The following is a 23884-nucleotide window of genomic DNA, read 5'->3' as shown; positions in this document are numbered from 1 at the left end:
TGAGTTTCCCCTTGGATTGTGCGTTATTTATGTGTAAATAGCTATTAAAGAGTTATTTGAAGAGCAGGGTTTATGCAAACAGTACTTATAGTTATTCATTTTTTGATTGTGATTACTTTGGTTGGTGTTATATTAATTCAACCTTCAGAAGGTGGTGGGCTAGGTGTGAGTAATAGCTCAGGGTTGATGAAAACTCGTGGATCTCGAAACCCTTTAACACGTTTGACTGCTATTTTAGCCTGTTGTTTTTTTGTTGTGTCTATTGGACTTACCGTGGTGAGTAATATATCAAATTCTAGTTCTGATATCTTAAAGCGTATACCGGTTAATTCAGAACAGAATTCTACCAATAAAGACTCAGGATCAGTCCCATCGTCAGATGGTGAGTCTTCCCCTTCTATTCTTGAACAGCTAGGAGGCACTTCGAATTCTTCGCAGGAACAGAAACAGTCCACAAATCCTGAAGCAGAAAGTCCAGTTCCTCAGGTTCTTGAAAATACAGTTCCCGATAACAGTACAAAATAGTTTTTTAAGAAAACATAGACTTTTTAAAAAAGGTGATTTTTTTCGCCTTTTTTATTTTAGAAGAAAAATTGTTTCTTTTTGCATTTTTTGCTGGAAAAATCATTATAAATTGCTTATCACCATAAGCCCATGGCACGTTATGTTTTTATTACTGGTGGTGTGGTTTCTTCCCTTGGAAAAGGCATCGCAGCGGCGGCGTTAGCAGCGTTATTACAGGCTCGTGGCTATCGCGTACGTCTTCGCAAACTTGATCCTTATTTAAATGTTGATCCAGGTACGATGTCACCTTATCAACATGGTGAAGTATTTGTGACCGATGATGGTGCAGAAACGGATCTTGATCTTGGTCATTATGAGCGTTTTACTGGGCGTTCTGCAAATAGCCAAGATAATATTACAACAGGGCGTATTTATCGCAATATCATTGAACGAGAGCGGCGTGGTGATTATTTGGGGGCAACAGTCCAAGTTATCCCTCATGTTACAGATGAAATTAAGAGATTCATTACGATGGGAAATGAAGAATTTGATTTTGTTTTGTGTGAGATAGGTGGAACGGTTGGTGATATTGAAGCAATGCCTTTTCTAGAAGCGATTCGTCAGCTTCGCAATGAGCTACCGAGACAAAATGTCGTTTATGTCCATCTCACATTAATGCCTTATATTCCTTCAGCAGGTGAATTAAAAACGAAACCAACACAACATTCTGTCAAAGAATTGCAAGCAGTTGGTATTTCTCCTGATATTTTGCTTGTACGTGCAGATCGATCTATTCCAGAAACAGAACGGTGCAAATTATCACTTTTTTGCAATGTTCGCTCCAATGCAGTCATTCAGGCATTAGATATGCCAACAATTTATGATGTTCCTATGGCATACCATAAGGAGGGTTTGGACTCTGAAGTTCTTTGCGCTTTTGGAATCGATTCGGCACCTTCCCCCAAAATGGATCGTTGGGAAGATATTACGCATCGTATTCACCATCCTGAAGGAGAAGTTACGATTGCTGTTGTGGGAAAATATACGGGCTTAAAGGATGCTTATAAATCTCTTATTGAAGCGATTGCGCATGGTGGTTTAGCGAATAGAGTGAAGGTTAATATTGAGTGGATTGATTCGGAGCTTTTTGAAAAAGAAGATTCTGTTTCAGCTTTACAAAAAGCCCATGGAATTTTGGTTCCAGGTGCTTTTGGGGCACGAGGGGCAGAAGGGAAGATTCGAGCAATTCAATTTGCGCGAGAGCGTAAAGTTCCATTTTTAGGGATTTGTTTTGGGATGCAATTAGCTTGTATAGAAGCTGCGCGCAATATTGCACAGATTGAGAATGCTTCATCAAGTGAGTTTTGCGAAACAGACAATCCAATTGTAGGTTTAATGACAGAATGGCTTAAAGGAGACGTTCTTGAAAAACGTACAAGAAATGGTGATCTCGGCGGTTCAATGCGCCTTGGTGCTTTTGCTGCTGAATTAAAAGAAGAGAGTCATATTGCTAAAATTTATGGAGTGACCAAGATTGTCGAGCGACATCGTCATCGTTATGAGGTCAATATTGATTATAAGGATAAGTTAGAACAGTGTGGTTTGATTTTTTCTGGGATGTCTCCTGATGGTATTTTACCAGAAACGATAGAATATGTAGATCATCCATGGTTTATTGCTGTTCAATATCATCCAGAATTAAAATCCCGTCCTTTTGATCCACATCCGCTTTTTTCTTCTTTTATTGAAGCTGCTGTAGAACAAAGTCGATTAGTTTAATGCATAAATTGGGTTACTTTGCTTTTGAGGGATAAAATGACTAAACCAAATGCCCGTGTGAAAGTTGGAAATATGATTTTTTCAAATGAAATGCCTCTTTCATTAATTGCAGGGCCGTGTCAGATGGAAAGTCGTGATCATGCTTTTGAAATGGCTGGTCGTATTAAAACAATTACCGATCAGCTTGGTATCGGGTTTGTTTATAAATCAAGTTACGATAAAGCCAACAGAACCTCTTTGGGGGCGGCACGTGGTATTGGTCTTGAAAAAGCAATGTCCATTTTTTCTGATTTAAAAAAAGAGTTTAATTGTCCCATATTAACTGATGTGCATACAGAAGAGCAATGTACAATTGTTTCTTCTACAGTTGATATTTTACAAATACCGGCTTTTTTATGTCGTCAAACAGATCTTTTGGTAGCAGCCGCCAAAACAGAATGTGTTATTAACATTAAAAAAGGTCAGTTTTTAGCGCCGTGGGACATGGAGAATGTTTTAAAAAAGGTTGTTTACAGTGGTAATCCGAATGTTATGCTTTGTGAGCGAGGCACGTCATTTGGTTACAACCGACTTATTTCTGATATGCGTTCGTTGCCTATTTTACGTTCATTTGGTGCTCCTGTTATTTTTGATGCAACGCATTCTGTTCAAGAACCTGGGGGGCAGGGGACTTCATCTGGTGGGCAGCGTCAATTTGTTGAAATTTTAGCGCGTGCAGCTGTCTCTGTTGGGGTAGCTGGTATTTTTTTAGAAACACATCAAGATCCAGATAATGCACCTTCTGATGGACCCAATATGGTTAAAGTTGATGATTTACAAAGATTGCTTGAGACTTTAATGGAATTTGATTATCTGTCAAAAAAGTTGAGTTGAGAAGAGAAAAAATATTTCATTAATAGGGCATTATAAATGAATCGAGACTTTTATTGGATAAGGAAACACATATGACTATAATTGTCGATATCATTGGACGTGAAGTTCTTGATAGCCGTGGTAATCCAACGGTAGAAGTTGATGTTCATTTGGAAAATGGTGCGTTTGGTCGCGCTCTGGTTCCTTCGGGAGCTTCAACAGGAGCACACGAGGCTATAGAGCTTCGTGATGGTGGTTTGCGCTATCAAGGGAAAGGTGTTGAAAAAGCGGTTGCTGCAGTTAATGGCGAAATTCTTGAAGAACTTGGTGGGCGGGATGCAACAAATCAAATTGCTATTGATCAAGCAATGATTGCTTTGGATGGAACGCCAAACAAAGCCCGTCTTGGTGCCAATGCACTTCTTGGTGTTTCATTAGCTGTTGCAAAAGCAGCTGCGGATTCATTAAATTTACCTTTGTATCGTTATATTGGTGGTACACAAGCGCATATTCTTCCAACCCCCATGATGAATATTATTAATGGTGGTGTTCATGCTGATAATTTGATTGATTTTCAAGAGTTTATGATTATTCCTATAGGAGCTCCTACTGTAAAAGAAGCTATCCGTTATGGCGCTGAGATTTTCCATGCATTGAAAAAGCGTTTAAAAGATGCGGGTTATAATACCAATGTTGGTGATGAAGGTGGTTTTGCACCTCAATTTAAAAGTGCTGATCAAGCAATTGATTTTATTATGGAATCTATCATGATATGTGGCTATAAACCAGGTGAACAAATTGCCATTGGTTTAGACTGTGCTTCAACCGAATTTTATAAAAATGGTTCGTATTTTTATAAAGGTGAGGGGAAATGCCGAGACACCCAAGAGCAGGTAGATTATTTAGCGCATCTTGTGAAAAATTATCCTATTATTACAATTGAAGATGGAATGGCAGAGGATGATTGGGAAGGTTGGAAGTTACTCACTGACACAATTGGAGAAAAATGTCAGCTTGTTGGCGATGATTTGTTTGTAACGAATTCAGCACGTTTGCGTGATGGTATCAAAATGGGGGTAGGCAATTCTATTCTCATAAAAGTTAATCAAATTGGTACATTGAGTGAAACACTTGATGCTGTAGAAGTAGCACATAAAGCAGGTTATCGTGCCATTATATCTCATCGTTCAGGCGAAACAGAGGATTCTTTCATTGCAGATCTTGCGGTTGCAACGAATTGTGGACAAATTAAAACAGGTTCTCTTGCACGTTCGGATAGATTAGCCAAATACAATCAACTTATTCGTATTGAAGAAATGCTAGGAGCCCAAGCGCGTTATGCTGGTGATTTAGTGTATAGTTCTGAGCACAAAATATGAAAGTATAAGATCATTTAGATTATGAAATTGATATTTCTTATCAAAGGCATATACGCAATAATTTTTAAGTGTTTAAATTTATAGGGATTAAGATGAGAGGTATAATTATTAGTCAAGATCAAGGAAATTATCTCGTTTCGGGTGATGATGGTAAACGTTATCAGTTTGCGACTTGGGATTGGTTGGGAAAGAATCCACCAAGGATTGGTAATGCTGTTGATTTTGTCTGTGAAGGAGGTGTTGTCAGTTCTGTTTTCCCATTGTTGAGACCAGGTACAGAGAACACAAAGATAATGTTCGCACTGCTTTGTTGGGTTGCAGGTATCTTTGGTGTCCATCGCTTTATGGTTGGTAAAGTTAGGACTGGTGCTTTAATGCTAGTTCTATCTTTATCATTGTTTGGATTGATAATTACCGGCATTTGGGCAATTGTTGATTTTATAGTCATTCTTGGTGGAAGATTTACGGATAAAGATGGGAATCAGATTACAGATTTGTGAAAATCTTATAATAAAAAAAGTAATTTAGCTCGCTTTTTATTTTTATAAATATATTAAGTTGATTAATGCCGAATTATGTCTCTATACCTTTTTAAGGAGAGATTAAAAACTATGCACAGTTGAATAGAAATATTGAAAAGGACAGTGCTATTTTATATGGGTAAAGCAAAGATATAAATCAACTAAAGCATGTTTTTTGTTACTGCTTATAGCAGCGGGAAATATTAGATTATTGGGGAGTTCCGAACTATTTTAATTTCATGTTTATCATGGTGAGTACGAATTGTATTTACACCGTGAGGTTAATCCGCATATTATCGAATTGAAATTAATCTCTTTATGAATAACACATGAGGAGCAGCTTTATAGGTGGGCAAGAATGAAAGGTAAGATTATTGGTCAGGATCAAGGAGATTATTTTGTTTCAGGAGCTGACGGTAAGCGTTATCAATTTTCAAGTTTCGATTGGTTAGGAAAAAAATTACCAAAAGTGGGTGATACCGTTGACTTTGTATATGAAGATAATGTTGTTAAATCTGTTCTCCCTCTCGTGAGTAAAACTCAGTCAGAAAAATCAAGATTGGCGATAGCACTTGTTTGTTGGTTTTTTGGTTTATTGGGAATTCATCGCTTTATGGCTGGTAAAGTTGGAACGGGTATTGTAATGCTTCTTATAACGATAACAGGTATAGGGCTGTTAGTTACTATACCGTGGTCGTTTATCGATTTTATAGTTATTTTATCCGGATATTTTAGGGATGAAAACGGGGATAAAATTATAAATTGGTAGAAATTTTAGAATAACATAAAATGTAAAGAGTGAGGCACTTTCTTTACTTTTAATGTTGTCAATATATTAATTTAATAATGTAAATTATTTTAATATATGTCTTTAAATGTGAAATATTAAAGAAAATTATGAATATTTAAATAAAACTATTGAAAAAGACTGTACTATTTCATATGAAAAAAGCAAAGGTGCAAATCGAACAGCGTGCTTTGTATTACCACTTGTAATTGCGGGAATTTTAAGTTGTTGGGGAATTTTTAGCTTTTTAAATTGTCATATATCACGGTGAATACAGACTGTATTCATGCTGTGAGGTTTATTCAACATATTATCATATTAGAAGAAAAGCTTCTTTATGAATAACAATTTTATAGGTGGTGAAGATGAAAGGTAAGATTATTGGTCATGATCAAGGAGATTATTTCATTTCAGGGGCTGATGGTAAGCGCTATCAGTTTGCGAATTGGGATTGGTCAGGAAAAACGCCGCCGAAAATTGGTGACGTCGTTGATTTTGTGTGTGAAGGGGATACCATTAAATCTATTTTCCCTATCTCAACTGAAGGTCAGTCACAGCAATCAAAAGTGACGTTAGCGGTCGTTTGTTTTTTTCTAGGTGGACTAGGACTTCATCGTTTTATGGTTGGTAAAGTTGGAACGGGCATTGCAATGCTTCTTATAAATATAATAAGTGTAATAAGTATAATAAGTGTAATATTTATGCCGGTAGGGCTTATAGGAATTTTTTTGATAATTACACCTTGGGTATTGATTGATTTTATAGTCATTTTAACAGGAAGTTTTAAGGACAAAGATGGGTGCAAAATCACAACTTAGAGGATATCCAATATTTATAATATAAAAAGTGGGGCATTCAGCTTACTTTGATCGTATTAAGGGGGGGTAAATTGAAATAACAAATTATTTTGGTGTAGATTTGGTAATGAGGTATTAATCAAAATCATGCATAGTTGGGCAAAATATCAAAAAATTTGTGCTGTAAAGACTGTGCTATTTTATGTGGACAAAGCAGAAACGTCGATCAATCAAAGTACGCTTTGTACTACCTCTTATGACGGTGGGAGTCTTAAGCTATTTCAGTTATCACATTTATCATGGTGAGTATGGATTGTATTCACGCAGTGAAGTTAATCAGCATATTAGCGAATTAGAAAAGGAGCTTCATGAAATAGAAGCTGAGCGGATATTCATGGAAAAGCGTATTTCTCTTTTACGCAATGGGCATATAGAAAAAGATATGTTGGATGAGTATGTTCGAAAGAATTTGAACTTTTCTAAGCCAAATGAATTGACAATCTTAATACCTTGAAATGATACCAAAGGTAAATGAAAAATCGCTTAATTTAAACAACAATCAGCAATGATATTGTTTAAGCCGATTGATAAGGCTTGTAACTTTTGTTCGTAAAGGTTATTCCTAAATAATCATAAAAGGGAGTTTAATATGGCAGAACGACTTAAAAAAAATTCTGCGTCGGCGGCGCGCACTGCATTATCAAGCACCACAAAGAAAGCACCAATAGCAGATTTTAAAAAAGAAGAAGAACTTGATGCTTATCGTGAAATGCTTTTAATTCGCCGTTTTGAAGAAAAAGCAGGACAACTTTATGGTATGGGGCTTATTGGGGGATTTTGTCACCTTTATATTGGTCAGGAAGCCGTTGTTATAGGAACATTGAAAGCGGCAAAAGAAGGTGATCAGGTTATTACGTCTTACCGTGATCATGGTCATATGTTAGCCGTTGGGATGAGTCCGCGTGGTGTTATGGCAGAATTAACGGGACGTCAAGGTGGCTTTTCCAAAGGGAAGGGTGGCTCGATGCATATGTTCTCTAAAGAAAAGAACTTTTATGGGGGACATGGTATTGTTGGTGCGCAGGTTCCCATTGGTTCAGGTTTGGCATTTTCGAATCAGTACCTTGGTAAAGATAATGTGACATTGGTTTATTTTGGTGATGGTGCTGCAAATCAGGGGCAGGTTTACGAGAGTTTTAATATGGCTTCACTTTGGAAGCTTCCCGTTGTTTATATTATTGAAAACAATCAGTATGCTATGGGAACGTCAGTTTCACGTGCATCTGCAGAAACTGATTTTTCACGACGTGGTCTTTCTTTTGAAATTCCAGGTATTGTTGTTGACGGTATGGATGTTCGATCAGTAAAAGGAGCTGCTGATGAAGCAATTTCTTGGGCACGCTCAGGTAAAGGACCGATCATTCTTGATATGCAGACCTATCGCTATCGTGGTCATTCCATGTCTGATCCAGCAAAATATCGTTCAAAGGAAGAAGTCCAAAAAATAAAAGAGGAGCACGATCCGATTGATCAAGTAAAAAGTCGGATTCTTAAAAAAAATTGGGCGAGCGAAGACGATTTAAAATCTATTGAGAAAGAGGTCCGTGCAATTGTTGCTGATGCGGTAGATTTTGCACAAAGTGATCAAGAGCCAGATGCTTCTGAGCTCTATACTGATATTTTAGTTTGATGCGAGGGAAGCAAGTATGTCTATTGATATTTTGATGCCGACGCTTTCACCAACTATGGAAGAAGGTAAACTGTCTAAATGGCTCAAGAAAGAAGGTGATAAGGTTAGCTCTGGCGATGTTATTGCTGAAATTGAAACGGATAAGGCTACAATGGAAGTAGAGGCCGTTGATGAAGGTACTCTTGGTAAAATTTTTGTGCCTGAAGGTTCAGAAGGCGTAAGGGTTAACACTGTTATTGCAATTTTGTTAGAAGAAGGTGAGCGTGCTGAGGATATTTCGCAACCTACTGATACAGCACAAAAAACTAAGGAATCTGCTCTTTCTCTGCCTTTGTCAGTTCCGCAGGCTGCTCCTACTTTTGATACATCTCTTAATTTTGATATTCCAGCGGGAACACAAATGGTTACAATGACAGTTCGTGAAGCGCTTAATCAGGCTTTGGCTGAAGAAATGCGGCGTGATGAAACAGTTTTTCTTATGGGGGAAGAAGTTGCGCAATATCAAGGTGCCTATAAGGTTAGTCAAGGTTTGTTGGAAGAATTCGGAGAACGCCGAGTTATTGATACCCCAATTACAGAGCACGGCTTTGCTGGGCTGGCTGTCGGGGCTGCTTTTGGTGGGTTACGTCCTATTGTCGAGTTTATGACCTTTAATTTTGCGATGCAGGCGATGGACCAAATTATTAACTCAGCAGCCAAGACACGTTATATGTCTGGTGGACAAATGACCGCTCCTATGGTTTTCCGAGGTCCCAATGGTGCGGCTGCCCGTGTTGGTGCTCAACATTCTCAATGTTATGCAGCATGGTATAGTCATATACCAGGTCTGAAAGTTGTTATGCCTTATAGCGCTGCAGATGCAAAAGGTTTGCTGAAAGCTGCTATTCGTGATGATAATCCTGTTGTTTTCCTTGAAAATGAGATTTTGTACGGGCATCAATTTGATGTTCCTCAACTCGATGATTTTGTTTTACCTATTGGTAAGGCGCGTATTCATAAGTCTGGACAAGATGTGACAATTGTTGCATGTGGAATTGGGATGCATTATGCTGTTCAAGCGTTACCAGAAATTGAAAAACTTGGTATTGATGTTGAATTGATTGATTTACGAACCATTCGCCCGATGGATCTTCCAACAATTCTTTCGTCAGTTAAAAAAACAGGTCGTTTGGTAACAATTGAAGAGGGATTTCCTCAGTCATCTGTGGGAACTGAAATAGCAACCCGTGTTATGCAGCAGGCTTTTGACTATCTTGATGCGCCAATTGCTACGATTTCTGGTAAAGATGTTCCGATGCCTTATGCCGCTAATCTTGAGAAGTTGGCTTTGCCTAATACTGCTGAAATTATTGAGGCCGTTAAGGCTGTGACATACAGAGCATAACGGAGGAAAGCATAATGCCCATTAAAATTACAATGCCAGCGCTTTCCCCTACGATGGAAGAGGGAAATTTAACAAAATGGAATATTAAGGAGGGAGATAAGGTTTCCTCTGGTGATGTTATTGCTGAAATTGAGACGGATAAAGCGACAATGGAAGTCGAAGCCGTTGATGAAGGTAGGGTTGCTAAAATTGTTGTTCCTGCTGGAACACAAGGCGTTAAAGTAAATGCTTTAATTGTTGTTTTAGCAGAAGAAGGTGAAGATTTAGCTGAAGCTGCAAAAGTTACAGAAGAAATCTCTTCTTCTACAAGACAAGAATCAGAGGGCATCAAACAGACAGATTCTCTGAAACAGACGGACTCAAAGGGAATAAAAATGTCTCATGAATCATCAACTGGGCAATTAATACAGCAAGATAAAAAGGAAGCTCGTCTTTTTGCCTCTCCCTTAGCGCGGCGATTAGCATCTCAGGCAGGTCTTGATTTATCCCTTATTTCTGGAAGTGGTCCGCATGGGCGCATTATTAAGCGCGATGTAGAAAAAGCTGTGAGCAGCGATATGTCTAAAGTGTCTTATTCATCATCGATAGGGGAGCTAATAGCTACAGGTGCTTCGGACAAACAGATATTGAAACTCTTCAAAGAGGATGAATATAGCTTCGCTCCCCATAATAATATGCGTAAAACAATCGCGACACGTTTGGTGGAATCAAAACAGAGAGTCCCACATTTCTATGTAACGGTAGATTGTGAACTTGATGCGCTATTAGCACTGCGTACACAACTGAATGCTGCTGCACCAATGGTTAAAAGGCAGGAAGAAACTCAGCCTACTTATAAGCTTTCTGTTAATGACATGGTGATCAAAGCTGTCGCACTTTCTTTGAAAGCGGTTCCTGATGCGAATGTCTCTTGGCTTGAAGGTGGGATGATTCATCATAAACATTGTGATGTTGGGGTTGCTGTTTCTATTCCCAATGGATTAATTACACCGATTATTCGCCATGCAGAGGAAAAGCCGTTATCACTTATTTCCAAAGAGATGAAGGATTTTGCAAAGCGTGCGCGCGAGGGCAAGTTAAAAATGGAAGAATATCAGGGTGGAACAACAGCTGTATCAAATATGGGGATGTATGGTATAAAAAGTTTTTCTGCTATTCTTAATCCACCGCATGCGACGATTTTTGCGATTGGAGCAGGGGAGCAACGCGCCGTTGTTAAAAATGGTGCATTAGTTGTTGCGACAGTTATGTCAGTTACGCTTTCTGCGGATCATCGTGCTGTCGATGGTGCTTTAGCAGCAGAGCTCGCGCGGACTTTTAAGAAGATGATTGAAAATCCATTAGCAATGTTGGTTTGAACTGTTTAACCGTTCTTCACATAAATTGTGAGAAAGCGTGTTAAGAGAATAGAAACAAATTTAAAGAGTTTAAAGAGCAATGTTATTGCTATTTCTGGTTTGGATAAAGCATTTACGTGAAGCTTAAAGCAAAGACATAAGATAATTCTCTCATATTGTTTTACAGTCTTAAGTTCAAAAAATGCATATCCATTTTATATATATATCCATGGAGGAATTACTGTGGCAAATCTTTATGATGTAATTGTGATTGGATCAGGTCCAGGCGGATATGTAACCGCAATTCGTGCAGCACAATGTGGCTTTAAGACTGCGATTGTTGAACGTGAACATTTGGGAGGGATCTGTTTAAATTGGGGATGTATTCCAACAAAGGCCCTTCTACGTTCAGCGGAAATGAAACATTTTGCTGAACATGCGACAAATTATGGATTAAAAATTAATGGTTCAATTGAGGCAAACATCAAAGATGTTGTGGCACGTTCACGGGGTGTTTCAGCACGTTTAAATGCTGGTGTTGGTTTTTTAATGAAAAAAAACAAAATTGATATTATCTGGGGTGAAGCAAAGCTTACTAAAGAAGCAAAGGGAAGCCTTCCTGCGGAAATTATGGTTTTTTCATCCTCCAAACCGATTATGCAACCGCAAAATCCAGTCCCTAAAGGGACGTTAGGGGAGGGAACTTATCAAGCAAAGCATATCATTATTGCAACGGGCGCACATCCTCGTGTCCTTCCTGGTATTGAGCCAGATGGAAAACTCATTTGGACTTATTTTGAAGCTATGATACCGCCAGCAATGCCAAAATCGCTTTTGGTTATAGGGTCTGGGGCTATTGGCATTGAATTTGCTTCTTTTTATCATGATATGGGGGCGACAGTAACTGTTGTTGAAATGATGCCCCATATCATGCCTGCTGAAGATATTGAAATTTCAACGTTTGCTCGTAAACAGTTAGAGAAAAAAGGTTTACGCATTCTTCGTCAAACAAAAGTAACAAAGGTTGAAAAATCTTCCGATTCTGTAAGTGTACATATTGATGTTCAAGGTAAAATAGAGTCAATGACTGTTGACCGGTTGATTTCCGCTGTTGGGGTGCAAGGTAATATTGAGAATCTTGGTTTAGAAGCTTTGGGAATAAAAACCGATCGCGGCTGCATTGTAACTGATGAATGGAGTTGGACGGGGGTGGAAGGTATTTATGCTATTGGTGATGTAGCAGGCCCTCCTATGTTGGCCCATAAAGCAGAAGAAGAAGGTGTGATATGTATTGAGCATCTTGCAGGTTTGAAAAGCGCTCATCCACTTGATAAAAGAAAAATTCCAGGGTGTACATATTGTACACCACAGGTTGCCTCTGTAGGGCTTTCAGAAGCGGCAGCAAAAGAAGCAGGTTATGATATACGTATTGGTCGTTATTCTTTTGCTGCGAATGGTAAGGCGATTGCTTTGGGTGATGATCAGGGGTTAGTAAAAACGATTTTTGATAAAAAAACAGGACAGCTTCTCGGGGCCCATATGGTAGGGGCTGAGGTAACAGAATTGATACAGGGTTTTGTTATTGCTATGAATCTTGAAACAACAGAAGAAGAATTAATGCATACTGTCTTTCCACATCCGACCTTATCGGAAATGATGAAAGAAAGTGTATTAGATGCTTATGGTCAAGTTTTAAACGCTTGATGACTGGATTGTATGAAAAATTTTATATTTTTGATTGTTACTTCGTATTTATAAGGCAAAGGCTTAAATGGTTACGGTTGTTGATAGAGTTGCAAATAGACGATTGCGTCATCCTGAAAAGGCACATCGTCCTGATACAAGCGTTCAAAAAAAGCCAGATTGGATTCGTGTAAAAGCGCCAACATCACCAATTTATAAGGAAACACATAGTATTGTACGTACGCATAAGTTAGTGACTGTATGTGAAGAAGCTGGTTGTCCTAATATTGGCGAATGTTGGAGCCAGAGGCATGCTAGCTTTATGATTTTAGGTGAAATATGTACGCGTGCTTGTGCTTTTTGTAACGTTGCAACAGGTATTCCACTTGCCGTTGATGATAATGAGCCAGAACGTGTCGCTGATGCTGTTGCACGGATGGAATTAAAACATGTTGTCATTACATCTGTTGATCGTGATGATCTTGCTGATGGTGGTGCTGAGCATTTTGCAAAAGTTATTTATGCGATTCGTCAAAAAACTCCTAAAACAACAATTGAAGTTCTTACACCTGATTTTCGTCATAAGGATGGCGCTTTAGAAGTTGTTGTTGCTGCTAAGCCTGATGTTTTTAATCATAACTTAGAAACAGTTCCTTCTAAATATTTGAAGGTCCGTCCAGGGGCACGTTATTTTCATTCAATTCGTTTATTACAACGTGTTAAAGAACTTGATCCAACAATTTTTACAAAATCGGGAATTATGGTTGGCCTTGGGGAGGAGCGAAATGAAGTTTTGCAATTGATGGATGATTTGCGCGCTGCTGATGTTGACTTTATGACAATTGGACAATATTTGCAGCCTACACGAAAACATCATCCAGTTGTTCGTTTTGTGCCTCCTGAAGAATTTGAGTCTTTTGCCAAGATTGGTAAAGTAAAAGGATTTTTACATATGGCCTCCAATCCTCTAACGCGTTCATCTCATCATGCTGGAGATGATTTTGCCATTTTGCAAAAAGCGCGTGATGAAAAATTTTCCTTACAGAGATAATTATGCCGATTTTTACAATACATCGGCAGATCACCCATAGTGCCAGTGAAATGTTTGATCTGGTTTCAGATATTGAGCGTTATCCTGAATTTTTACCAATGTGTGAGTCTTTAATAATACGTTCTCGAAAAGAATATGGAAAAAAAATATTGCTTCTTGCGGATATGACCGTTGGCTATAAGATTATTCGTGAAACTTTTACGACTCAAGTATTTCTTCAGCCGGAAAAAAGTCTTATAGAAGTTAAATATATTGATGGTCCATTCAAATATCTTGAAAATCGTTGGGCCTTTCATGATATTGAAAATACCAATGCATGTAATGTAGAGTTTTTTATTGATTATGAATTTAAAAGTAAAACGCTTGGATTAGTGATGGGCTCAATGTTTGATATTGCGTTTCGTAAATTTACCGAGGCTTTTGAGAAGCGTGCGCATCAGATTTATGGCTCTACGGTAACATAGTCTATTCTGTTATTTTTTAACAATACCTATTGCTTAAACAGCGTGAAGGTGAAAACCGGTTTCCATCTTTACTATTTGTTTTTAATTCAGCTTTCAAAAGCATATTGAGGGAATATCATTTTAAATGATGAAGATGATGCACAGTTTCATGCTTTTGTTTCTCTCTTTTTTAATGGATGCACACTCGTTAAACAAAACGCCCAAATAGAACATGCTTGCGTCATACCCATTTCATAATAGTGCTCATAATAAATAGTATAGATTCTCGTAAAAGTATATAAAATCTACATCTGTACACTTATGAAGAAGTTCTCCTGTATCATTTATTTGCCATCTCTCAAGATGTTGTACCAGCTCTTAGCACTTGAGAGAGAGGTACAAGTTTCCCTTTCATTAATCATTTTATTTATACAGTTTTTTCTCTTGTGGCGTGTAAGTGAATAAATTTGATTAATTCAACCTACACAGGACTAAAGTGAGATAATTTTAGGCTAGTCAGATCGTTCATTTTCAAGTTGTGATACAATAAAATTTTTTCAAGATGTTGACGATTATAGACTCGATGGGGAATAAAGAATTTTGAAATTAGTATGGGGAATTCAGTGAAGCAATTCCAGAATCATTTTAAAAGCATTTTCAACAGTTGCATGGCGGATAGCATTGCGATTAAGATGAGCAAAGTGCATTTCTTTGTGCAGGGGGGAGTGGTTTTTATAAGCTACTGCGCAATGCACAAGTCCTACAGGTTTATCAAGACTTGCACCTCCTGGACCAGCAATTCCTGTTACAGAAACTGCAATGTCAGCTTGTGAATGTTTTAATCCACCCTCAGCCATTGCAAGAGCAACTTCTTTTGAAACGGCACCATAGGTTTTTATAAGTTCAGCACAAACGCCAACAAGGCGTGTTTTAGATTCATTTGAATAAACAACAAATCCACAATCGAGAACATCTGACGATCCTGCTATATTTGTGAGGCATGCAGCAATGAGTCCCCCTGTACAAGACTCTACAGTTGTTAACAGCAAACCTTTTTGGCGAAAGGTATTAAGAACTTCATGTGCTTGTTTTTCACAAAGATATGTCATTGGGGAATTTCTCCTGAATAAAGGACGCTCACTGTTGCAAGAGCAGCAATTCCCTCACCACGACCAATAAATCCAAGCCTTTCATTTGTTGTTGCTTTGATAGAGATACGATCAGGTGTTATTGCAAGTATTGTTATAAGATTTTCTGTCATGGCATGACGATATGGACTAATTTTAGGATTTTCAGCGATAATTGTGATATCAACATTGGCGATACGACCACCTGCTTGTTTTATAATATCAAGAGCATGACGGAGAAAAATTTCTGATGATACATTTTTCCATTGAGGATCAGAGGGAGGAAAATGTGTACCGATATCTCCAGCACCTTGAGTTGCAAGAAGGGCATCTGTTAATGCATGAAGAGCAACATCCGCATCGGAGTGTCCATTTAATTTTTTATGAAAAGGGATTTTTATACCACATAATATAAGAAAATCACCATCCTCAAAAGAGTGAACATCATAACCATTGCCGGTACGAATATCAGGAAATATTTGCATTTTCTTTTGGAGATATAAATGTGCAGTATTAAAATCTTCATGCCATGTAATTTTTATGTTGTTAGGATCTCCAGGAACGGTACGCATAGGAATTCCAAACCATTCGGCAATTGCAGAATCGTCAGTGAATTCTTGTTTGCAAGCTTGTTTTGCTTGTTTATGGGCCGCTAAGATATGTTCAAAGGGAAAACACTGTGGAGTTTGTGCACTATAAAGATGGGTACGGGGAATTGTTTCTAAAACATGCTGATTATTTATACGTTTAAGGGTATCAGAGATGGGCAGAACAGGAAGAACACCTTCTTGAGGCGTGATAGTGTTGTGAATGTTATTAAGAAGCTTGTTTTCGATAAAAGGGCGTGCACCATCATGAATATGCACATATTGGGGGGCAAATTTTTTGAGTGCCTGAAGTCCATATAAGGTAGAGATTTGACGTGTATTGCCTCCTTCAACGATAATAAGGCGCTCTTTAAAATCGTCAATAGCTTGTTCACAGATTTGACGATCTTCTGGATGAATAACAAGAATAATTGTTGTGATAGCTGGATGCTGCAAAAAACAATGCACGGTATGATAAATAATTGGCTTTTGTCCTAGAAGCCGATATTGTTTTGGAATTTTATGGGGAGATCCTGCTCTTTCACCCCGTCCAGCGGCTAATATTATTGCTGCAATAGAAATACTTAATCTCCTTGTATTATAATCTTAGTTTGCTTTTTTGTCATTAATTTTAAAATGATTTTGAAAGGATGGTTGTTGTAGATCAGCAAGGGATATCACGGATAACACCTCAAAAAAAGCATTTAATGCTTTTTGAAGTGCGGTATTTAAACCACAAAAATCAAACAAGGGGCAAGTTGGTTCTGCAGTATCGAAACATTCTGCGAGGGAAAAGTTGTCTTCTGTTACTTTCACAACATCCGCGACTGAAATTTCTGCTGCGGGTTTAGCCAATCTAACTCCACCATTGCGTCCACGCACTGTTTGTATAAAACCTGCTTGAACAAGCAGCTGAAGGATTTTAAATAAAAAAAGCTCTGAAACGGCATATGCTTTAGCAATTTCTGGAACACGACTGAGAGTTCCCTGATTATCTGCACAATACATAAGCATTCGAAGAGCATAATTTGTTTGTTTTGTTAATCGCATCTCATTTCCTTCGTAAAGTATCGTCGAACACAGTCTATTTTAAAGATATTTTGCAAAATGTAGAAGTTTTTTCTCGTTGACTATATTTGCCTATTTTAAATGTAGTATTAGTATTGTCAATTTTTGCTACAAAAGGTTATATGAGAATAATGGGATAAGGGTATGTAAGCTCATGACGAATATAACATCTGTGACGAATCTTCAAGACATAGATAAAAATACTTATAACGATGAGTTGTATCGTTTAAGTAAGGTATATATTTTTTTAGGGATTACAATTATTGTATTGGCTTTACTTACGGCCTCTGTTTCATTTATTATTCTTATTGGATTAACTCCTGTTGTTCCCAGTAGAACAGTAACCCTTATTCTTATAGGAATTAATAGTTTTTGGGTTTTAGGGCTTATTGTCATCGTTTTTTATGAGATGATACCGATCATTCGTGCTTGGCGTTCAAGGCGTGCAGGATCGCGTCTTCATGTGCGCCTTATTTCATTGTTTGCACTTGTTGCGACAATGCCAGCTGTTGCTGTAGCTCTTGTATCGGGTCCAGCACTAAATTTGGGACTTGATCGATGGTTTGATACAACAACGCGGCAAATTGTGGGCTCTTCTATTGATTTAGCAAATGCTTATGCAGATGAAATGCTCCAAAATTTAAAAAATTTATCCTACGCGATGGCATTTGCACTTGATAACAAAAAACTCTTAGAACGTAATCCAGCTGAATATAGGATGCAATTGACGCGTCATGCTCTAGGACGCAATTTGCGTGGTGCATTTTTGTTAAGTTCTAGTGGAGCTATTTTTGTATCGAGTGCTCTTGGTGATGAAGATAAACTGCCAATTCCTCCTTCTCATCTTATTGAACGTGCAACCAGTGCGAGACCTTTTTCTTTTCAACCAGGCATTCATGATTATTTTGGTATTATTTTAAAATTTACCAATATTCCAAACACATTTTTATATTTGGTGCGTGACGTTGATAAAGGTGTTTTATCTGCTTTGCGTTTGACAGAAGTTAATACAGATCGTTATCGTGATTTAAATGAGAATCGCCTGCTGACACAGATTGCATTTGGTATGCTTTATTTGTGTCTTTTTTTTAGTTTATTCTTATCAGCCATTTGGGCTGCTATTGCTGTTGCTGATCGCTTAGTACGTCCTATTCGTCTTCTCATTAGTGCTGCCGATGATGTTGCTTCTGGAAATATGGAAATTTTCGTGCCAGTACGAGCAAAAGATGGAGATATTGGGCAATTATCCAAAACTTTTAATTACATGGTCAGTGAATTGAAAAGTCGGCGTAATGAATTGATTGCAGTGCGTGATCAAATTGATGAAAGACGGCGTTTTTCTGAAGCTGTGTTATCGGGTGTAACAGCGGGAGTAGCAGGTATAGATGATAATGGTGATATCACCATTATCAATCGGTCTATTGAAGCGATGTTTGATATTCGCTCAGAGCGCGTTGTTGGAAAAAGTCTTTTATCTTTAAGCGCTGAAATTTGGCAGGTTTTTCAGTTTGTGCGTTCATTGGATCGTAAAAACCATCGTGAGCAGGTCACTTTAAACGTTGCAGGAAAAGAGCGTGTCTGTAATGTCCAAGTTACGATGGAGGAGGATGATGGACAAGGGCAATCTTGGGTTCTAACAATTGATGATATTACAGACCTTGTTGCAGCGCAACGTACAGCGGCGTGGGCGGATATTGCGCGGCGTATTGCACACGAAATTAAAAATCCTCTTACACCTATTCAGTTATCCGCTGAACGCATTCGTAAACGTTATAACAAAGCTATTACACAAGATAGAGAGGTCTTTGAGCGGTGTATTGACACAATTATTCGGCAGGTTGGAGATATTGGGCGTATGGTTGATGAGTTTTCCTCTTTTGCACGTATGCCCAAACCCAAAATGCATATTTTAGATATACGAGAATTGTTGCGCGAAGCATGTTTCTTGATAGAGGTGACGCGACATGATATTCATTTTGAGCAAGATTTAGGAACTCTACCACTTATGGGTGCATTTGATAACCGTCTCATTGTACAGGCTTTTTGCAATGTTATCAAAAACGCGAGCGAATCCATAGATTCAGTTATGCGAGAGGAAAATATTCACGGTCATATTCTTATCCGTTCTTATCGTCAGGAAGAATGGGTGGTTGTGGATGTTGTTGATAACGGGAAAGGACTTCCTAAAGAGCAAAGACAAAAGTTATTAGAACCCTATATAACAACGCGGGAAAAAGGAACAGGGCTGGGGTTAGCTATTGTGCGCAAAGTTATTGAAGATCACGGTGGTTTCATGGAGCTTCATGATGCACCGGAGAGTTTTTATGAAGGTCGTGGTGCGATGATCCGTTTGATATTTCCAGCGGATGGGGGTAAGCAGGGTAATATTATACAAGCCATAAATCATAAGATAGGGGAATAGTATGGTATCAGATATCTTGATTGTTGATGATGAAGCAGATATTCGTGAGCTTGTTGCTGGTATTTTAGATGATGAAGGTTATGAAACGCGTGTTGCTTGTAACTCTGATGAAGCATTGGCTCAAATTAGTGAGCGTATTCCAAAGCTCATTTTTTTGGATATTTGGCTACAGGGTAGTCGTCTCGATGGTTTAGCACTGCTTGATGAAATTAAAACACAATATCCGGCTCTTCCGGTCGTTATGATCTCTGGTCATGGTAATATTGAGACGGCTGTTTCCGCTATAAAGCGAGGGGCATATGATTTCATTGAAAAACCTTTTAAAGCTGATAGACTTGTATTGGTTGCAGAGAGAACACTTGAAAATTCAAATTTAAAACGTGAGCTTTTAGAATTGCGAAAGCGTTCGAACGAGACATTAGAGTTGCTCGGAAAATCGACAGTTATAAAAAATTTGCGTCAAATCATAGAAAAAGTAGCACCAACCAATAGTCGCATCATGATAACAGGTCCTTCAGGGGCAGGAAAAGAGACTGTTGCACGAGCTATTCATGCGCTCTCAACGCGTTCGAATGGGCCATTTGTTACAATAAATGCTGCAACGATTACTCCGGAAAGAATGGAAATAGAGCTGTTTGGCAGCGAAATGGAGGGAAGAGAGCGTAAAATTGGTGCCTTAGAGGAAGCTCATGGCGGTATCTTATATCTTGATGAAATTGCTGATATGCCGCGTGAGACTCAAGGGAAGATTCTTCGGGTTTTAACGGGGCAAACATTTGAGAGAATTGGCGGCACAAAACGTGTTAAGGTGGATGTCCGTATCATTTCTTCGACAGCGCAAAATCTTGAAAACCTCATTTCTGATGGGCGCTTTAGGGAGGATCTTTTTCACCGTCTTTCCGTTGTTCCTATTGTTGTTCCGCCCCTTTCAGCGCGTCGTGAAGATATTCCAGAACTTGTACATCATTTTGTAAAAACAATATCACAGCAGGTTGGGATTAAACCGCGTGCAATCAGTGATGATGTGATTGCTATTTTGCAAACGCACGCTTGGCCGGGTAATGTGCGGCAATTACGTAATAATATTGAGCGTCTTCTTATTCTTGTGCGGGATGGTGATGGTCCTATAACAGCGGACTTTCTTCCCAGTGAAGTAAGTGATTCTTTGCCACGTCTTCAAATGGATTCAGATGAAAGTATAATGGATTTGCCGTTACGTGAAGCTCGAGAATTATTTGAAAAGAGATATTTAGTGGCGCAGATTGGGCGTTTGGGTGGAAATATATCACGTACTGCTGAATTTATAGGCATGGAGCGTTCAGCTTTGCACCGTAAACTTAAAGCGCTTGGAGTTTCTTAAAGCGATGCGTATTATTATTTGTGGAGCAGGACAGGTTGGTTATGGGATAGCAGAGCGTCTTGCTGCTGAAAATCACGATGTTACTGTTATTGATATTGAAACGAGATTAATTGAAAAGATTCGCGATACATTGGATGTGAGAGGTTTTGTTGGTCACGGTTCACGGCCTGAAGTTCTTTTGGCTGCAGATGCAGACAAAGCTGATATGTTGATTGCTGTCACTTTGTTTGATGAAGTTAATATGGTAGCTTGCCAAGTAGCACATTCATTATTTAATGTGCCCACAAAAATTGCTCGTATTCGCTCACAATCTTATTTAGAACCACGTTATAAGACGCTTTTTTCCAGAGAGAATATTCCCATTGATGTGGTTATTTCGCCAGAAGTTGAAGTTGGGGAAATGGTTTTGCGCCGTATTGCTTTACCTGGTGCAATAGATGTTCTTTATTTTTGTAATGATGATATTGTGGCACTAGCTTTGGAATGCATGGAAGATTGTCCCGTTATTAATACACCTTTGCGTCAATTAACAGAGCTTTTTCCAGATCTTCATACGACGGTTACTGCTATTAAACGTGGCGCGGAATTATTGGTTGCACATTCAGAAACGCAACTACGCGTTGGTGATATAACCTATCTTGTTGTTTCTCGTGAACAGATGCGTCGTGCTGTTGGGCTTTTTGGTCATAAAGAACAAGATGCCCACCGCATGATTATTGCAGGGGGTGGCCACATTGGCCTTTATGTTGCACAGGCTATTGAAAAGCGTTTCCATAAATTAAAATTGAAGATCATAGAAGCGCATAGAGAAAGAGCCCTCACAATTGCTGATCAGCTTGAAAAAACAACAGTTTTATACGGTAACGTGTTAGATCCAGTGATTCTTCAAGATGCGGGAATTGATCAGTCCGATTTAATGATTACATTGACCAATCAAGATCAGGTTAATCTCTTAAGCGCTATTATTGCTAAAAGATTGGGCTGCAAAGCCAATATGGTATTGATTAATAATGTTGCCTATCAAGAATTTAGTCGTGCTGTTGGTGTGGATGCATATCTTAATCCCCATAGCGTTACAATATCGAGAATTTTGCAACAAATGCGCCGTGGGCGTATTCGTTCTGTTCATTCAGTTTTTAATGGCCGAGCAGAAATTATTGAAGCTGAAGTGATGCAAACATCTTCATTGGTTGGTAAGTCATTATCAGAGCTCAATTTATCAGATGGTTTGAGAATTGGTGCAATTTATCGCAATAAGACAATAATACAGCTTTCGGCAGATACGCGTATTTTGTCTGGTGATAGAATAGTGATTTTTGCTCTTGCTGATAGGGTTCGTGATGTTGAACAACTCTTTCGCGTAAGTTTAGAATATTTTTGATATATTATCTATGGATATTTGTACTTTTTGGTATAGTGGACAATTAAGATTGGTAGATAGGCTTTGTTTGTCTTCAATGGTTAAAACTGGACAGCGCGTTAAGCTTTTTAGTTATGATAAAAAATAGATAATCTCCCTGCTGGTGTTGAGCTGCATGAAGCCGAATCAATTTTACCACGCTCAGCAATTTATCGCCTTGATTCCGATTTTTCTGATGATAAATTAGGGTGTACAATTGTTCAGTTCTCGGATTTTTTTCGTGTTATGCTGATGAAATATCAACAAGGTGTTTGGTTAGATACAGATGTTTACCTTGTTAAACAATTTCATCCAGATGCGGATAAGGTTTGGTTGGCAAGAGAAAATAATACAAGAGTAGGCGTTTCTGCACTTTATTTTCCGCCCAATAACCCTATTATAAAAATATTTGAGGATTATTGGGCAGGTGCAGAAATTATTCCTCATTGGCTTGGGTTTAAGCGTCGTGTTTGGAGACCGTTTTGGTTAAAGAGGAAAAAAATGCCGATTTTACCGGGAAATCTTGGCGTTACAATATTTGGCAATGATGGTATTTCACGATTAGCAAAACAATATGTTTTTTTTCATGAAGCAAAGGAAAAGGAAACTTTTTATTATTGGACTGGGCGAAAAACTGAACGTATTTTTGAACCAGCTTTTGGCGTAAAGCCGCTTACAGATTCACGCTTGATAGGTTTTCATATTCACAGAAAGACAAAGACCACGAAAAGACCTCAGGAAGGAAGTTTTTACCATTGGGCGGTATCTCGCATTCCGGATGTTCATCATTTGTTTAGGTAGAGTTATTATTGCTATTTTAACTATTGAGATTTTAATCTATCTTATACAATCTCTTGATTGTAGCTTGCACAAGAGAGTAATGTTAACATATGGACAAAAACATTGAATGTGTAAAGAGCGGTTGTTATATGAACGGAAAGTAAAAATATGAGTGATCCAATGAAAACAGCATTAAGCCTTGTTCCTATGGTTATTGAACAAACAAATCGTGGTGAACGGGCCTATGATATTTTTTCCCGTCTTTTAAAGGAACGGATTATTTTTATTAATGGACCTGTTGAAGATGGTATGGCAATGCTTGTTTGTGCACAATTGCTTTTTTTGGAAGCGGAAAATCCTAAAAAAGAAATTAGTCTTTATATTAATTCTCCAGGTGGTGTCGTAACATCTGGTATGGCTATTTATGATACTATGCAGTTTATTCGCCCTCCTGTTTCTACGCTTTGCATGGGGCAAGCGGCATCTATGGGGTCTTTATTATTAACGGCTGGAGCAAAAGGTCATCGTTTTACATTGCCAAACGCACGTATTATGGTGCATCAACCATCTGGTGGTTTTCAAGGTCAAGCTTCAGATATTGAGCGACATGCGCAAGATATTATAAAGATGAAACGGCGTTTAAATGAAATTTATGTTCAACATACGAGTCAAGATTATGAGGTTATAGAGAGAACTCTCGATCGCGATCATTTTATGACAGCAGAAGAAGCCAAAGCGTTTGGCTTAGTTGATGATGTTATACAATACCGTGCAGAAACTGAAAAAGAAGAAAAAGATTAAGAATTTTTATAGAAAAAACAGCTACTTTAAATCAAGAGTTTTATAAAAAATATCGCAAAATAAGAGAAACACCTAAAAGTATTGAGACATGCATGGTTTTCTATATGTCTTTTAGTTTTCATGATGAAAGGCT

General features: G+C 38.3%; 21 protein-coding genes and 1 pseudogene. 19 read left to right on the top strand and 3 right to left on the bottom strand.

Annotated elements, in window-relative coordinates; all coding sequences use genetic code 11:
* Positions 1-72: 72 nt before the first annotated feature.
* The 14 genes from secG to ACFINX_RS01085 all read left to right on the top strand — a co-directional run bounded on the left by secG (position 73) and on the right by ACFINX_RS01085 (position 14228).
* Positions 73-525 (top strand): preprotein translocase subunit SecG, encoded by a 453-nt coding sequence (gene secG / locus ACFINX_RS01150; protein ID WP_375612906.1) that lies wholly within the window; start codon positions 73-75, stop codon positions 523-525.
* A gap of 129 nt (positions 526-654) precedes the next feature.
* The gene (locus ACFINX_RS01145) at positions 655-2283 is read left to right on the top strand and encodes a CTP synthase (RefSeq protein ID WP_375668186.1); all 1629 of its coding nucleotides are present in this window, start codon (positions 655-657) and stop codon (positions 2281-2283) included.
* 36 nt (positions 2284-2319) lie between these two features.
* Positions 2320-3156 carry a 3-deoxy-8-phosphooctulonate synthase gene (kdsA, locus tag ACFINX_RS01140; RefSeq protein WP_375668185.1) on the top strand — a complete coding sequence of 279 codons (837 nt, stop codon included), beginning with the start codon at positions 2320-2322 and terminating at the stop codon, positions 3154-3156.
* A gap of 71 nt (positions 3157-3227) precedes the next feature.
* Positions 3228-4514, top strand: a complete 1287-nt coding sequence (eno, locus tag ACFINX_RS01135; protein WP_375668184.1) for a phosphopyruvate hydratase — start codon at positions 3228-3230, stop codon at positions 4512-4514.
* Positions 4515-4606: 92 nt separating this feature from the next.
* Positions 4607-5014, top strand: a complete 408-nt coding sequence (locus tag ACFINX_RS01130; protein ID WP_375668183.1) for a TM2 domain-containing protein — start codon at positions 4607-4609, stop codon at positions 5012-5014.
* 379 nt (positions 5015-5393) lie between these two features.
* Positions 5394-5804 carry a TM2 domain-containing protein gene (locus ACFINX_RS01125; RefSeq protein WP_375668182.1) on the top strand — a complete coding sequence of 137 codons (411 nt, stop codon included), beginning with the start codon at positions 5394-5396 and terminating at the stop codon, positions 5802-5804.
* A gap of 383 nt (positions 5805-6187) precedes the next feature.
* The gene (locus ACFINX_RS01120) at positions 6188-6640 is read left to right on the top strand and encodes a TM2 domain-containing protein (protein WP_375668181.1); all 453 of its coding nucleotides are present in this window, start codon (positions 6188-6190) and stop codon (positions 6638-6640) included.
* Between the two features lie 181 nt (positions 6641-6821).
* Positions 6822-7133 carry a septum formation initiator family protein gene (locus ACFINX_RS01115; RefSeq protein ID WP_375612902.1) on the top strand — a complete coding sequence of 104 codons (312 nt, stop codon included), beginning with the start codon at positions 6822-6824 and terminating at the stop codon, positions 7131-7133.
* A gap of 135 nt (positions 7134-7268) precedes the next feature.
* A complete protein-coding gene (gene pdhA / locus ACFINX_RS01110; RefSeq protein ID WP_375668180.1) occupies positions 7269-8309 on the top strand; it encodes a pyruvate dehydrogenase (acetyl-transferring) E1 component subunit alpha in 1041 nt (346 codons plus the stop codon).
* A gap of 16 nt (positions 8310-8325) precedes the next feature.
* Entirely contained in the window at positions 8326-9693 is a 1368-nt protein-coding gene (locus ACFINX_RS01105) for a pyruvate dehydrogenase complex E1 component subunit beta (protein ID WP_375668179.1), read from the top strand.
* A gap of 14 nt (positions 9694-9707) precedes the next feature.
* Positions 9708-11051: a pyruvate dehydrogenase complex dihydrolipoamide acetyltransferase gene (locus ACFINX_RS01100; protein WP_375638117.1), complete on the top strand. Its 1344-nt coding sequence runs from the start codon at positions 9708-9710 to the stop codon at positions 11049-11051.
* 222 nt (positions 11052-11273) lie between these two features.
* Positions 11274-12734: a dihydrolipoyl dehydrogenase gene (gene lpdA / locus ACFINX_RS01095; protein WP_375668178.1), complete on the top strand. Its 1461-nt coding sequence runs from the start codon at positions 11274-11276 to the stop codon at positions 12732-12734.
* A gap of 67 nt (positions 12735-12801) precedes the next feature.
* The gene (lipA, locus tag ACFINX_RS01090) at positions 12802-13764 is read left to right on the top strand and encodes a lipoyl synthase (protein ID WP_375612897.1); all 963 of its coding nucleotides are present in this window, start codon (positions 12802-12804) and stop codon (positions 13762-13764) included.
* Between the two features lie 2 nt (positions 13765-13766).
* Positions 13767-14228 (top strand): type II toxin-antitoxin system RatA family toxin, encoded by a 462-nt coding sequence (locus tag ACFINX_RS01085; RefSeq protein ID WP_273791149.1) that lies wholly within the window; start codon positions 13767-13769, stop codon positions 14226-14228.
* Between the two features lie 599 nt (positions 14229-14827).
* On the opposite strand, the gene ACFINX_RS01080 is transcribed toward ACFINX_RS01085, so the two are convergent.
* From ACFINX_RS01080 to rirA, 3 genes are read right to left on the bottom strand one after another with little or no spacing between them, the layout of a single operon-like run.
* A complete protein-coding gene (locus ACFINX_RS01080) occupies positions 14828-15316 on the bottom strand; it encodes a CinA family protein (protein ID WP_375628982.1) in 489 nt (162 codons plus the stop codon).
* Positions 15313-16503, bottom strand: coding sequence for a bifunctional 2-C-methyl-D-erythritol 4-phosphate cytidylyltransferase/2-C-methyl-D-erythritol 2,4-cyclodiphosphate synthase (locus tag ACFINX_RS01075; RefSeq protein ID WP_375613044.1), 1191 nt, complete (start codon positions 16501-16503; stop codon positions 15313-15315). The genes ACFINX_RS01080 and ACFINX_RS01075 overlap by 4 nt, the downstream gene beginning before the upstream one ends.
* 24 nt (positions 16504-16527) lie before the next feature.
* The gene (gene rirA / locus ACFINX_RS01070; RefSeq protein ID WP_375611276.1) at positions 16528-16971 is read right to left on the bottom strand and encodes an iron-responsive transcriptional regulator RirA; all 444 of its coding nucleotides are present in this window, start codon (positions 16969-16971) and stop codon (positions 16528-16530) included.
* Positions 16972-17143: 172 nt separating this feature from the next.
* Here rirA and ACFINX_RS01065 point away from each other — a divergent pair, with 172 nt between their 5' ends.
* The 5 genes and pseudogenes from ACFINX_RS01065 (at position 17144) to clpP (ending at position 23751) form a co-directional block, all read left to right on the top strand.
* Positions 17144-19411 (top strand): ATP-binding protein, encoded by a 2268-nt coding sequence (locus tag ACFINX_RS01065; protein ID WP_375638119.1) that lies wholly within the window; start codon positions 17144-17146, stop codon positions 19409-19411.
* Between the two features lies 1 nt (position 19412).
* Positions 19413-20771: a sigma-54-dependent transcriptional regulator gene (locus ACFINX_RS01060; RefSeq protein ID WP_375611278.1), complete on the top strand. Its 1359-nt coding sequence runs from the start codon at positions 19413-19415 to the stop codon at positions 20769-20771.
* Positions 20772-20775: 4 nt separating this feature from the next.
* Positions 20776-22152 (top strand): Trk system potassium transporter TrkA, encoded by a 1377-nt coding sequence (gene trkA, locus ACFINX_RS01055; RefSeq protein WP_375611279.1) that lies wholly within the window; start codon positions 20776-20778, stop codon positions 22150-22152.
* Positions 22153-22162: 10 nt separating this feature from the next.
* Positions 22163-22971: pseudogene (locus ACFINX_RS01050) on the top strand (hypothetical protein).
* 147 nt (positions 22972-23118) lie between these two features.
* Positions 23119-23751 carry an ATP-dependent Clp endopeptidase proteolytic subunit ClpP gene (gene clpP, locus ACFINX_RS01045; protein WP_375611281.1) on the top strand — a complete coding sequence of 211 codons (633 nt, stop codon included), beginning with the start codon at positions 23119-23121 and terminating at the stop codon, positions 23749-23751.
* Positions 23752-23884: the final 133 nt, after the last annotated feature.

The organism is Bartonella sp. AP36NXGY, assembly GCF_042195865.1.
GTDB lineage: Bacteria > Pseudomonadota > Alphaproteobacteria > Rhizobiales > Rhizobiaceae > Bartonella.
Note: the sequence above shows the minus strand (reverse complement) of the source record. Positions and strands in the feature narration are given on the sequence as shown.